The following is a 12,749-nucleotide window of genomic DNA, read 5'->3' as shown; positions in this document are numbered from 1 at the left end:
GGCTACCAGGTCACCAACGTCGAGGCGTCGATGTCGTCGCCCTCCTCGCTGCTGCACTGGACCCGCCGCATGATCGAGATCCGCAAGCAGAACCCCGCCTTCGGCCTCGGGTCCTTCACGGAACTCCCCTCCTCCAACCCGGCGGTGCTGGCCTTCCTGCGGGAGTACGGCGACGACCTGGTGCTGTGCGTGAACAACTTCTCCCGGTTCGCGCAGCCCACCGAGCTCGATCTGCGGGCCTACGACGGGCGACACCCCGTGGAGCTCATCGGCGGTGTGCGCTTCCCCGCCATCGGAGAGCTGCCGTATCTGCTGACCCTCGCCGGCCACGGCTTCTACTGGTTCCGGCTCACCCGAGTCGCATCCCGCATCGGCCGCCGTCCTCTGGCGTGAGGCGAGGAAAGGACGCGTCACCATGGCGAAGACCGCATCGCTCCGCCCCAGACCCAGCCTCGCCGCCGGGCCCATGGCCTCGCTCGCCGGGCTGCTGCGCGAGTGGCTGCCGCGGCAGCGCTGGTTCGCGGGCAAGGACCGGCCCGTCACGGACCTCGGACTGCTGTCGATGACGGAGCTGTTCCCCGGCTGTCTGCACCTGCTGGTGCACACCGGACCGAGCGGCCTGCCCGCGCCCAGCGGTGCCACGCCGGCCGGTGACTGCTACCAGTTGCTGCTCGGCGTGCGCCGGCACGTGTCGCCGCGGCTCGGACGGGCTCTGATCGGCAGGGCGGAGGAAGGCCCGCTGGCCGGTCTGACGGTGTACGACGCGCTGCAGGACCCCCGTTCGGCGCAACTGCTCCTGGAGCGGCTGCGGCAGCCCGGTGCGGCGGGCCCGCTGCGCTTCGAGGCCGATCCGTCCGTGCATGTGCCCGCCGGGCTGGTGCCGCGGGTGCTGGAGGCCGAGCAGTCCAACTCCTCCTTGGTGTACGGCGACGAGTTCATCCTGAAGGTGTTCCGGCGCGTGCAGCCCGGCATCAACCCCGACCTGGAGGTGCCGGGTGCGCTGGCCGGGCAGGGCTGCGGCCGGGTGCCGGCGCCGGTGGCGTGGTTCCGTACGACGCATCCGCAGCAGGCGACGCTCGGTGTGCTGCAGCCGTTCCTGCCTGATGCCTCCGACGGCTGGGCGCTGGCCCTGCAGGCGCTCGCCGCCGGCGACGAGTTCACCGTGCAGGCCCGCGAGCTGGGCCGGGCCACCGCGGAGGTTCACCTGGCGCTGGCGGCCGCCTTCCCGTCCGGGGCGCACGACGAGAGCGTGCGGACGGCCGCGGCCATGACCGAGCGCCTGGACGCCGCGGCCCACTGCGTACCGGCACTTCGCCCGTACGTGCCCCGGCTGCGCACCGCCTTCGGGGCGCTCGTCGCCTGCGATCCCGGGCCGCCCGCCCAGCGCATCCACGGCGACCTGCACCTGGGTCAGGTGCTGCGGGCCGGCCGGGACTGGTTCGTCATCGACTTCGAGGGCGAGCCGTCCCGTCCGCTCGCCGAGCGGCGCAGCACCCAGTCCCCGGTGCGGGACATCGCGGGCATGCTGCGCTCCTTCGACTACGCCGCCCGCCAGCGCCGCCCCTGGCGCCCGGAGTGGGCGCGCCGCTGCCGCGAGGCCTACTGCGCGGGCTACGCCGAGCGGGCCGGCTGGGACCCGCGCAAGAAGCACGGACTGCTGCGTGCCTATGAGACCGATCGAGCCGTGTACGAGGTCCTGTACGAAGCCCGGCACCGGCCGGACTGGCTCCCCGTACCGATGGCGGCGATCGAGCGTCTCGCCGTAAGAGGAGGCTGAACCCGTGGCCCTGCGTGACACCTCGCTCCCCGAGCGGTCCGGACCGCTCGCCGCCGGATGCACGACCGCGCCCGCCCTGGATCCCGGCGAACGTGAACGCCTGCTCACCGGCCGGCACCACGACCCGCACGCGCTGCTGGGCGCCCACCCGGTCCCGGGCGGCATCGTCTTCCGGGCGCTGCGGCCCTACGCCCGCGCGGTGAGCGTCGTCGTCGACGGGAAGCGGGCGAAGCTGACCTCCGAAGGTGACGGCCTGTTCTCAGGCGTACTGCCGCTGGCTGCGATCCCGGCGTACACGCTGGTGGTGCGGTACGCGGACGGTGAGCACGAGACGGCCGACCCCTACCGCTTCCTGCCCGCCCTCGGTGAGCTGGACCTGCATCTGATCCGCGAGGGCCGGCACGAGCAGCTGTGGAAGGCTCTCGGTGCCGAGCCCATGGAACACGAGGGCGTGACCGGCACCCGGTTCACCGTGTGGGCCCCGAACGCCCAGGGAGTCCGGGTCGCCGGGGACTTCACCTGCTGGGACGGAACAGCTCTGCCGATGCGGTCCCTGGGTGCCTCGGGGGTGTGGGAGCTGTTCGTGCCCGGTATCGGGGAGGGCGCGCTGTACAAGTTCGAGATCACTTCGCGCTACGGCGGCCGTTTCCTCAAGGCCGACCCCATGGCGCGCTACGCGCAGGTCCCGCCGGACACGGCGTCGGTCGTGCACGCCTCGCACTACGAGTGGGGCGACGAGGAGTGGATGGCGCACCGCGGTGACCTCCCGGTGCACGAGGCCCCCTTCTCCGTGTACGAGATCCATCTCCCCTCCTGGCGGCACGGGCTGACCTATCGCCAACTCGCCGAGCAGCTGCCGCCGTACGTGAGCGATCTGGGGTTCACCCACGTCGAGTTCATGCCGGTCGCCCAGCACCCCTTCGCCGGTTCCTGGGGCTACCAGGTCACCGGTTTCTATGCGCCGATGTCGCGGCTGGGCACGCCCGACGACTTCAAGTACCTGATCGACGCCCTGCACCGGGCCGGCATCGGCGTGATCATGGACTGGGTGCCCGCCCACTTCCCCAAGGACGACTGGGCCCTGGCGCGGTTCGACGGTGATCCGCTGTACGAACCGGGGGACTCGCGGCGGGCCGAGCACCCGGACTGGGGGACCTACGAGTTCGACTTCGGCCGTATCGAGGTGCGCAACTTCCTCGTGGCGAACGCTGTTTACTGGTGCGAAGAGTTCCACATCGACGGTCTGCGGGTCGATGCCGTGGCCTCCATGCTGTACCTGGACTACTCGCGCGACTCGGGCCAGTGGACGCCGAACGTGCACGGGGGACGGGAGGACCTGGACGCGGTGGCGTTCCTGCAGGAGATGAACGCGACCGTGTACCGGAGGGCACCCGGCGTGGTGACCATCGCGGAGGAGTCCACGGCGTGGGACGGGGTCACCCGCCCCACCGACAGCGGCGGTCTTGGCTTCGGCCTGAAGTGGAACATGGGCTGGATGCACGACTCCCTCGGCTACATGGAGCACGAGCCGGTGCACCGCAAGTACCACCACAACGAGATGACGTTCTCGATGGTGTACGCCTACAGCGAGAACTACGTCCTGCCCATCTCGCACGACGAGGTGGTGCACGGCAAGCAGGCGCTGGTGTCGAAGATGCCGGGCGACTGGTGGCAGCGACGCGCCAACCACCGGGCGTACCTGGGGTTCATGTGGGCCCATCCGGGCAAGCAGCTGCTGTTCATGGGGCAGGAGTTCGCCCAGGGTTCCGAATGGTCCCAGGAGCACGGGCCCGACTGGTGGCTGGTCGATCCCGGCTACGGCGCCGAGCCCGACCACCGCGGGGTCCGCGACCTGGTGCGCGACCTCAACGCCGTCTACCGCCGCACCCCTGCGCTGTGGCAGCAGGACACCCGGCCCTGCGGCTTCCAGTGGGTGATGGGGGACGCCGCCGAGGACAACGTCTTCGCGTTCCTGCGGTTCGCCGCCGACGGCGGCCCGCTCCTCGCGGTCTCCAACTTCTCCCCCGTGGTGCGTCACGACTACCGCCTCTGGGCGCCGGACGAGGTGCCCGCCTGGCGGGAGATCCTCAACACCGACGCCCTGTGCTACGGCGGCAGCGACGTCACCAACCCCGACGACGTCAAGGTCGAGGAGGGAAGCGTCACGCTCACCCTGCCGCCGCTCGCCACGATCTGGCTGACTCCGCTGCTGTGACCCGCCAGGCGGGGTACTCGGTGCTCCTCGTAGCCGCAGCCCGGCCACAGAAAGGCGGACTCACGTGCGCACCGTCGGAGTGGAGGAGGAACTCCTCCTGGTGGACCCGGAGACGGGTGAGCCCAAGGCGCTGTCCGCCGCTGTGCTCGCCCGCGCGGCGCGGGACGACACCTGCGAGGGCGTGTTCGAGAAAGAGCTGTACAACCAGATGCTGGAGTTCAACACGCATCCCCAGTCCGACATGGCGGACCTGAACGCGGAGATCGTGCGCTGTCGCCGGGAGGCCGCTCGGCACGCCGGGGAGATCGGGTGCACGGTGGCAGCGCTCGCCACCTCACCGCTGCCCGTCAGCCCCACCGTCACCAGGGGAAGCCGCTACCAGTGGATGGAGGAGCAGTACGGCATCGCCGTTCAGCAGCAGCTCGTGCTCGGCTGTCACGTCCATGTGTCCGTCGACTCCGACGAGGAGGGGGTCGCGGTCCTCGACCGCATCCGGCCCTGGCTGTCGGTGATCTCCGCGCTGAGCGCCAACTCCCCGTTCTGGCAGGGCAGGGACACCCGCTACAACAGCTATCGCAGCCGGGTGTGGCAGCGCTGGCCGTCGGCGGGGCCCACCGAGGTCTTCGGTTCGGCCGAGCGGTACCACGGCCGGGTGGCGGACATGGTCGCGAGCGGGGTGATCCTCGACGAGGGGATGATCTACTTCGACGCCCGTCTGTCCCGGCAGTACCCGACCGTCGAGGTCCGGGTCGCGGACGTCTGCCTGCACGCCGGTACGGCGGCCCTCGTCGCCACGCTCACCCGGGGTCTCGTGGAGACCGCCGCGCGGGAGTGGTGGGACGGCCACCCGCCCCTCGACCACAGTGTCAGCCTGCTCCGGCTGGCCGCCTGGCAGGCCGCACGCTCCGGTCTCACCGACGAGCTGCTGCATCCCGTGACCATGCGGCGGCAGTCCGCCGAGAGCGTGGTGGGGGCGCTGCTGGAGCACATCGGCGAGGCGCTCGCCGACAGCGGCGACCTGGAGCGTGCCCGGGAGACGTGCGTCCGGCTGCTCAAGGGCGGCACCGGCGCACAGGTTCAGCGTGAACTCCTGGCGCGCAACGGCAATCTGCGGGAGGTCGTCACGGGCTGCGTGCGCCACACCCAGGCCTGATCATCACGGATCCGCAACTTCGCAGGTTCCGGTCACCATCGGCACCCACCTGGGCTAGATTCGAGCACCGCCGACAACGGAACTCTTCGGCATGGTCACCCTCCGTACAGCTCAGGAGCAGCGCATGCGCGACTTCGCCCTCGCTCCCCCCACCGTTTCGCCCCTGACCGGCGGACTGGCCGACACCGTCTTCGACACGGCAGCCCTCAATCCCACCCTGCCGATGCTGGCGCGCCGCCCCACCCCGTCCTCCACCACCTGGGAGGAGCTGACCGCCGTGGAGGTGCGGGACGAGGTGGTGGATCTGGCCAAGGGGCTGGTCGCCTCCGGCATTTCCCCCGGCCACCGTGTCGCGATCATGGCGCGCACCCGGTACGAGTGGACGGTGCTCAGCCATGCCCTGTGGGCCCTCGGTGCCGAAGTGGTACCGCTCTATCCGACCTCCTCGCGCGATCAGGTGGAGTGGGTGCTGCGGGACGCGGGCTGCGTGGCCGTGCTGGTGGAGGACGAGCAGGCGGTGATGACGGTCGGCTCCGTGTGCGGGTCGCTGCCGCTGCTGCGCCACGTCTGGCAGTTGGACGCGGGGGCTCTCGACCACCTGCGGGAGCGCGGCAGGTTCATCCCGCTCGCCACGGTCGACTCGCTGCGCCGCATCGTGCTGCCGGACTCCACGGCCGCCATCAGCTACACCTCCGGCACCACGGGCCGGGCCCTGGGCTGTGCGCTCAGCCACCGCAACCTGGCGAGCGCCTGCGACACCCTGCTGAGGGGCTGGGGTCACACCGTGATCCCGCCGGGCGAGCAGCAGGCCTCGGTGCTCGCCTTCCTGCCCTTCTCGCACGTCTACGGCCTTCTGGTGCAGACCCTGTGCATCCGCGGCGGCATGCTGATGGCGCACGAGCCCGACATGAGCGAGGAAGCGCTCTCGGCGTCCCTGCTCTCCTTCCGTCCCACGTATCTGTGCGCGGTTCCCTCGCTCCTGGAGAAGATCTACAAGAACTTCCTGCGCGTCGCCCAGGAGGCGGGCCGCGGGGCGCTGTTCGAGCGGGCCGCGGACACGGCACGGGACTTCGCCGCGGCGCTGGAGCGGCAGCGGCTGGGCGGCGGTTCGGGACCCGGTTTCGATCTGCGGCTGCAACACGCCCTGTTCGAGCGGACGGTGTACCGCAAGCTGCGCGCCGCCGTCGGGGGCCGGGTGATGCGGGCGTCGTCCGGCGGCTCCTCCCTCAGCCGTGAACTGTCGCTCTTCTACGAGGGGATCGGAATCTATGTGGACGACGGGTACGGCCTGACGGAGGCCGCCGGCGGCGTCACCGCGCAGCCGCTGGGCCGGGAGATGTCGGGCACCGTCGGGCAGGCGCTGCCCGGCAACGAGATCGCGGTGGCCGAGGACGGCGAGATCCTGGTCCGCGGTCCCTCGGTGTTCCAGGGCTACATCAACGCCGAGGCGGCGACCCGGGCCGTGCTGCGCGACGGGTGGCTGGCCACCGGCGACCTCGGACGGATCGACGCCCAGGGCTATCTGACGATCACCGGCCGCAAGAAGGACATCATCGTCACCAGCAGCGGCAAGAACGTCGCCCCGGCCGCCCTGGAGCAGCGGTTGAGGATGCATCCGCTGATCCACCAGGCGGTCGTCGTCGGCGACAACCGGCCCTGTGTGGGGGCGCTGATCACCCTGGATCCGAAGTTCCTGGCGTACTGGCGCGGTTCCCTGTCGCTGCAGAGCGACATGCCGAGCCGGGAGGCCCGCGAGGAGAACGCGCTGCGCGAGGAGATCGGGCGGGCCGTGGCGGCGGCCAACAGCGCCGTGTCGCGCTCGGAGTCGATCCGGGTCTTCCGGGTGCTGCCGGAGCAGTTCGACATGTCCAACGGGCTGATGACACCGTCCATGAAACTGCGGCGGGACGCGATCGTGCGGCACTACGCGTTCGAGATCGACGCGATGTACCAGGCACGCACCCGCGCTCCCCGGCAGACCGTGCCGGACGAACTGTCGAGCTGGGACGAGGCCGACAACGTGTTCCGCTGACCACTGGCTGAACACCATCCCGCCACTTTCTGCGCAGCTTGTGATCCAAAAGGTTCACTCCCGACCGGTGCGTTTCCGCACGCGGACGGGCATGGTGGTGCTCGACGCGTTCGTCTGCCTGCCGCACCCAGCTGGCGGAACGGCTGGGGCCACGGTGGGATCGATGTGGTGCAAGCAGCGATCCAGGGCATGCGAAGGGCGTTGGATGCAGACCGCCTGGAGCCGCAGAGAGGGATGAACACCGTGACACGACCCAGGATCCTGGTGGTTGGCGCAGGTTTCGCCGGCGTGGAGTGCGTACGCCGGCTGGAGCGGAAACTCGCGCCCGACGAAGCGGAGGTCACCCTGGTGACGCCGTTCGCCTACCAGCTCTATCTGCCGCTGCTGCCCCAGGTCGCCTCCGGCGTGCTGACGCCCCAGTCGATCGCCGTCTCGCTGCGGCGCAGCAAGAAGTACCGCACCCGGATCATTCCGGGCGGAGCCATCGGCGTCGACCTGAAGGCCAAGGTCTGCGTCATCCGCACCATCACCGACCGCATCGTCAACGAGCCGTACGACTACATCGTGCTGGCCACCGGCAGCGTCACCCGCACCTTCGACATCCCGGGTCTGACCGAGCACGCCTTCGGTATGAAGACCCTCGCCGAGGCCGCGTACATCCGCGATCACGTCATCTCCCAGCTCGACCTGGCCGACGCCAGCGACGATCCGGCGGAGCGGGCCTCGCGGCTGCAGTTCGTGGTGGTCGGCGGCGGCTACGCCGGCACCGAGACCGCGGCCTGCCTGCAGAAACTCACGCACGCCGCGGTCAAGCGCTACCCGCGCATCGATCCGGCGCTGATCAAGTGGCACCTGATCGACATCGCCCCGAAGCTGATGCCCGAACTGGGCGACAAGCTCGGCCGCAGCGCCCAGGAGATCCTCAAGCGGCGCGGCATCGACGTCTCGCTGGGTGTCTCCATCGCCAAGGCGGGCCCCGAGGAGGTCACCTTCACCGACGGCCGGGTGATCCCCACCCGCACCCTGATCTGGACCGCCGGTGTCGTCGCGAGCCCGCTCGTCGCCACGCTCGACGCGGAGACGGTACGGGGGCGGCTCGCCGTCACCGCCGAGATGAACCTGCCCGGCCACGACGGCGTGTTCGCGCTGGGCGACTCCGGCGCGGTGCCGGACAAGGCCAAGGACGACGAGTCGGCGATCTGCCCGCCGACCGCGCAGCACGCCATGCGGCAGGGCAAGCACGTCGCGGACAACGTCATCGCGACCCTGCGCGGCAAACCCCTGACGCCGTACGTCCACAAGGACCTCGGACTGGTCGTCGACCTCGGCGGCAAGGACGCCGTCTCCAAGCCGCTCGGCATCGAACTGCGCGGTCTACCCGCCCAGGTGGCCGCCCGCGGCTACCACTGGATGGCTCTGCGCACCAACGTCGCCAAGGTCCGCGTGGCGACGAACTGGACGCTCAACGCCCTGGCCGGCGACGATTTCGTCCGCACCGGCTTCCAGGCCCGCAAGGCGGCCACACTGAAGGACTTCGAGTTCACCAACGCCTATATGACGCCGGAACAGGTGCGTGCGCAGGTCGAGGGGACGGACCGCAAGGAGACCTGAGCCGGTGCGCGCGCCCCGGTCACGTCGTGCGATGCTGAGAACCGGATCATGACGTGAAGCGGGAGTGAGTACGGCGGCGTGAGGGCAGCGGAAAGGTCGGTCCGGGCACGGCTGCGCGATCTCGTCGCGGCCTCCGATCCCGGGCTGCTCCGGCTGGCCGCGGGCCTGAGGACGGTGGGCGCCATCGCCCTCACGCTGGCCGTGCTCTCCCTGCTCGGCGCCGACGTGCGCCATCTGGTGGCGGGCGCCATCGCGGCGATGGTCTCCACCTTCGCCATCCGGGAGAAGCAGCGCGGCCCGCAGGCCGTCACCCTCGCGCTGGGCCTTCCGGTCGCGCTGGCCTCCGTGTCGCTGGGTGCGGTGCTGCACTCCCGGGTGGTGGGCGGTGACCTCTTCTTCGTCGCGCTCATCTTCTGCGCCGTCTACGCCCGCCGCTTCGGCGACCGTGGCACCGCACTCGGACTGATCGGCTTCCAGGTCTACTTCATGTCCCTGTTCGTCGGGGCCACCGTGTCCGCGCTGCCGCAGCTGTGGGGCGTGGTCGCCGTCGCCGTCGCCTCCAGCGCCGTGGTGCGCTTCGCGCTCGTACCGGAGACGCCCGCGGGCATCCTGCAGCGGCTGCGGGAGGCCTTCCGCGCCCGGCTGGCGCAGCTGGTGACCGCGCAGCTCGCTCTGCTCGACGCCGGGCCGGACGAGATCGACAAGGCGGTTCAGGACGTGCGCGACGGCACCGCCCGCCTGCACGAGACGGCCATGATGATCCAGGGGCGGCTGGAGGAGGGCACCGCCGACGAAGCCGTGGCGCGGCTCGTGCAGCGCCGCATCGCGGATGCCGAGATCGCCGCCGAACGCCTCGGACTGCTGCTGCTGACCGCCCGCAGCGCCGAGCGGGCGGACACCCTGACCCTGCACCTGCCGGGCGCGTCCGTCCCGCCGGGCGGCCGCATGCCCGTACAGGACGAGTCGACCGCGACCCTGCGCCGCGATCTGGAGGCGCTGCGCCTGCTGGTCCTGCGGCCCGTCTCCGAGGACCTGGGAACCGGCCTGGCCCGACTGCGCAACCGGCTCCTCGGCTACCGCGACGAGGAGAACCTGCCGAAGGCCTCCCCCGCCGTCCAGGACGTCTTCCGCGGTGTGGGTGAGGCCGCCCGCGCGGTGCTCGGACTGCGGATCGCGCTCGGCGGTCCGCAGGACGAGTCGGACGACACCCCGTCGACGGCCCGCTCACGCGAGGAACTCGACGCGGAGGACGCGGCGATCGACGCGGGCGAGGACGCCGCCGAGGATGCGCCGACAAGGCTGCGGCGGCCCACCACGCGCGCTGCCGTGCAGGTCGCGCTGGGATCGGCGCTGGCCATCGTCGGCGGCGAGTTCCTCTCCAGCCAGCGCTGGTACTGGGCGGTGCTGACCTGCTGGATCGTGTTCATCAACACCGCCTCTACCGGAGAGATCCTGGTCAAGGGCTACCGGCGGCTGCTGGGCACGGTGCTCGGAGTGGTGGCCGGTCTGCTGCTCGCGGGGCTGGTCGGGCACCACACGTGGACGGCGTTCGCGCTGGTGCTGCTGTGCGTGTTCGCGATGTTCTACACGGCGCCGCTGTCGTACACGCTGATGTCCTTCTTCGTCACCGCGGCGCTGGGCGTGCTGTACACGCTGCTGCACACCTACAGCCTGTCGGTGCTGGTGCTGCGGGTGGAGGAGACGGCGCTGGGGGCGGCCTGCGGGATCATCGCGGCAGCGTTCGTGCTGCCGGTGCACACCGACCGCCGTACCAACGACCTCCTGGTCACCACCCTGGAGCGGCTCGCCGACGTCACCGAGGCCGCCGTCGACCAGCTCAGCGGCGGGGATGCGGCCGAGCTCCTCGACAAGGCGCGCGACCTCGACCAGGCGCTGGCCGACCTGCGCACCGCCACCCAGCCGCTCACCCACCCGGTCACCCCGCTGCGGGCCCGGCGCAACACCGCCCGCTACGTCGTCGCGCTGCTGGAGACCTGCGCGTACCACGCGCGTTCACTGGCCGCGATGGCCGAGCTGCTGCCGACGCATCCCTCGATCGCGGCGGATCCGCGGCTGCGGCGGGCCGGCAAGCGCATCCTCGGCAACATCGGGACGATCGCCGCGCGGGTCGCCGACGGGCGGGCCGCCGTCGAGGTCGAGACGGGGGCGAGCATCGCCTCCCTCCTGGAGGCCGACCTGCCCGGCGGCTCGCGCTACGGCCGCATCACCGACCGGGTGCTGCGGCATCTGCAGCGACTGGACGAGGCGGTGGTGGGCCTGGCCCGGCCGCTGGAGGTGCCGGTGGCGACGCCGAAGCGGTGAGCGCCCCGCCCTCAGAAGTCGGTGGGCAGACCGCTCACCTCGGCGATGCCCCGCAGTTCCTCGTCCTGGCGGTGCCGTTCGCGGATGTACTCGGCGATCTCACCCAGCCGCACCGGGTCCGATGCGGTGTCCGCATCGGTGATCACTCTGATCGGGCCGGTCCCCTCGAGGTCGATCTCGACGACCTCGTTGTCGAGCCGGCCGGTCACGGCGGCGGCGATGACCAGGGCGGCCTCGTCACGGACCTCCTGGGACAGCCCCTCCCCGTGGTCCTCGCCGAGCGCGAAGTCCACGGAGGGCATGCGCTGTTCCTCGATCGCCCGCAGGACCGGTTCGACCACGCCCAGCAGTTGCCGGTAGTCCTCCGTGTCCATCCGGGCGCGCAGGAGGCCGAGGTAGAGGTCGACGGGCCGGTGCTCCGGTGGAAACTCGGATTCGCTCATCAGATCCGTGTTCCCCGTGTGGCGCGTGTCAGACCCGGCGCCAGCGAGACAGCGCGAACGAGAACAACCCGAACAGGGCGAGACCGGCCGCGACGCAGGCCAGCAACGACGGACCCAGCGGAGTGTGGGCGAACGAGCGCAGGGTGTCGTCGAGCCCCTTGGCGCGCTTCGGGTCGTAGTCGACCGCGGCGCGCACGGCGAAGGTGCCCGCGGCGGCGAACACCAGGCCGCGCGCCGCGCCGCCGGCCACACCGGTGACGTCCACCAGCCGGCGAGCCCAAGGGGACATCTCGCCGAGCTTGAGCTGCTTGCGGTAGTCGCGCCGTACCGCCTGTACGGCGATCCACACGCCCGCCACGATGATGCCGGCCCCGGCCGCGCCCACGAGCCACTGCCCGGCGGGCAGGCCGAGGACCCTGGCCGTGACGTCGCGGGACTGGGCGTCACTCGATCGGCTGCCGCCGCCGCGGGGGCCCGCGGCGAACGTCAGCACCGAGTAGGCGACCACCGCGTAGAAGACGCAGCGGGCGACCGCGAGCAGCCGCTTGCGAGGCGTACGGCCGTCCTTGCCGACCGAGCCGAAGACGGCCTCCGACAGCCGCCACACCGCCATGCCGGCCAGCCCGAGACCGAGCGCCCACAGCAGCACGGTGCCGAACGGCTGCCCCGCCAGTGTGGCGAGGGCGCCGCCGCGGTCCGCCTGCCGGCTGCCGTCGCCGAAGGCGATCTGCAGCGCCAGGACGCCGACCAGCAGATAGATGACCCCGCGAGCGGCGAGCCCCGCCCGGGCGGCGCCCTCGGTCACCGAGCCGCGCGCCGCCCGCTCGGCCTCGAGCCTGCCCGTCCGTGGCAGGGCACTGGAGTTCACGGCCGCCTCCCGGGCTCCGTGGGGCAGGTGTGCTTCCCGACGACCGGGCCGCGCTCCGCCCGACCGACGACGTCGACGTTTCCCATGGCTGGTGTCACCGGACCCCGATCTCCGGTGTCTCGGATCTCTGCGGTATAGCCGCGAGCAGCCGGTGGGCCGCTTCCAGGGCCCGCCCCACGTTGCGCGTGCCGGTCGACACGCACAGGGTGTAGGCCAGGTCCTCGACCCGTGGGCTCGCCCCGCCGCCGCGCCCGGCCTCCTCGGCCAGCGCGGTCTCGTACTCCTCGACAAGCCTGCGCAGGACGGCAGGATGAGGGATCAGCATCGG

At 71.4% G+C, this 12,749-nt stretch carries 10 protein-coding genes; 7 read left to right on the top strand and 3 right to left on the bottom strand.

What is annotated here, in order from left to right; all coding sequences use genetic code 11:
- The 7 genes from ACIBW9_RS12250 to ACIBW9_RS12220 form a co-directional block, all read left to right on the top strand.
- Positions 1-393 (top strand): alpha-glucosidase C-terminal domain-containing protein (locus ACIBW9_RS12250; protein ID WP_398953919.1); only part of this gene is annotated, 393 nt, incomplete at its 5' end.
- A gap of 22 nt (positions 394-415) precedes the next feature.
- Complete coding sequence (locus tag ACIBW9_RS12245) at positions 416-1,777, top strand: maltokinase (RefSeq protein WP_398953917.1); 1,362 nt, start codon at positions 416-418, stop codon at positions 1,775-1,777.
- A gap of 4 nt (positions 1,778-1,781) precedes the next feature.
- Positions 1,782-3,992, top strand: a complete 2,211-nt coding sequence (gene glgB / locus ACIBW9_RS12240; RefSeq protein ID WP_398953915.1) for a 1,4-alpha-glucan branching enzyme — start codon at positions 1,782-1,784, stop codon at positions 3,990-3,992.
- A gap of 64 nt (positions 3,993-4,056) precedes the next feature.
- Positions 4,057-5,145, top strand: a complete 1,089-nt coding sequence (locus tag ACIBW9_RS12235) for a glutamate--cysteine ligase (RefSeq protein WP_398953913.1) — start codon at positions 4,057-4,059, stop codon at positions 5,143-5,145.
- A gap of 124 nt (positions 5,146-5,269) precedes the next feature.
- Complete coding sequence (locus ACIBW9_RS12230; RefSeq protein ID WP_398953911.1) at positions 5,270-7,177, top strand: AMP-dependent synthetase/ligase; 1,908 nt, start codon at positions 5,270-5,272, stop codon at positions 7,175-7,177.
- Between the two features lie 234 nt (positions 7,178-7,411).
- Positions 7,412-8,788: an NAD(P)/FAD-dependent oxidoreductase gene (locus tag ACIBW9_RS12225; protein ID WP_398953909.1), complete on the top strand. Its 1,377-nt coding sequence runs from the start codon at positions 7,412-7,414 to the stop codon at positions 8,786-8,788.
- A gap of 78 nt (positions 8,789-8,866) precedes the next feature.
- Entirely contained in the window at positions 8,867-11,110 is a 2,244-nt protein-coding gene (locus ACIBW9_RS12220; protein ID WP_398953907.1) for an FUSC family protein, read from the top strand.
- A gap of 11 nt (positions 11,111-11,121) precedes the next feature.
- Here ACIBW9_RS12220 and ACIBW9_RS12215 read toward each other — a convergent pair whose 3' ends face one another.
- The 3 genes from ACIBW9_RS12215 to ACIBW9_RS12205 form a co-directional block, all read right to left on the bottom strand.
- Positions 11,122-11,553 (bottom strand): hypothetical protein, encoded by a 432-nt coding sequence (locus ACIBW9_RS12215; RefSeq protein WP_398953905.1) that lies wholly within the window; start codon positions 11,551-11,553, stop codon positions 11,122-11,124.
- Positions 11,554-11,581: 28 nt separating this feature from the next.
- A complete protein-coding gene (locus ACIBW9_RS12210; RefSeq protein WP_398953903.1) occupies positions 11,582-12,421 on the bottom strand; it encodes a DUF1206 domain-containing protein in 840 nt (279 codons plus the stop codon).
- A 94-nt stretch (positions 12,422-12,515) separates the two neighbouring features.
- Positions 12,516-12,746: a DUF5133 domain-containing protein gene (locus ACIBW9_RS12205; protein WP_398953901.1), complete on the bottom strand. Its 231-nt coding sequence runs from the start codon at positions 12,744-12,746 to the stop codon at positions 12,516-12,518.
- Between the last annotated feature and the right edge of the window lie 3 nt (positions 12,747-12,749).

Source organism: Streptomyces sp. NPDC049541 (assembly GCF_044465725.1).
Taxonomy (GTDB): domain Bacteria; phylum Actinomycetota; class Actinomycetes; order Streptomycetales; family Streptomycetaceae; genus Streptomyces.
This window is presented reverse-complemented; position numbering and strand designations above follow the sequence as displayed.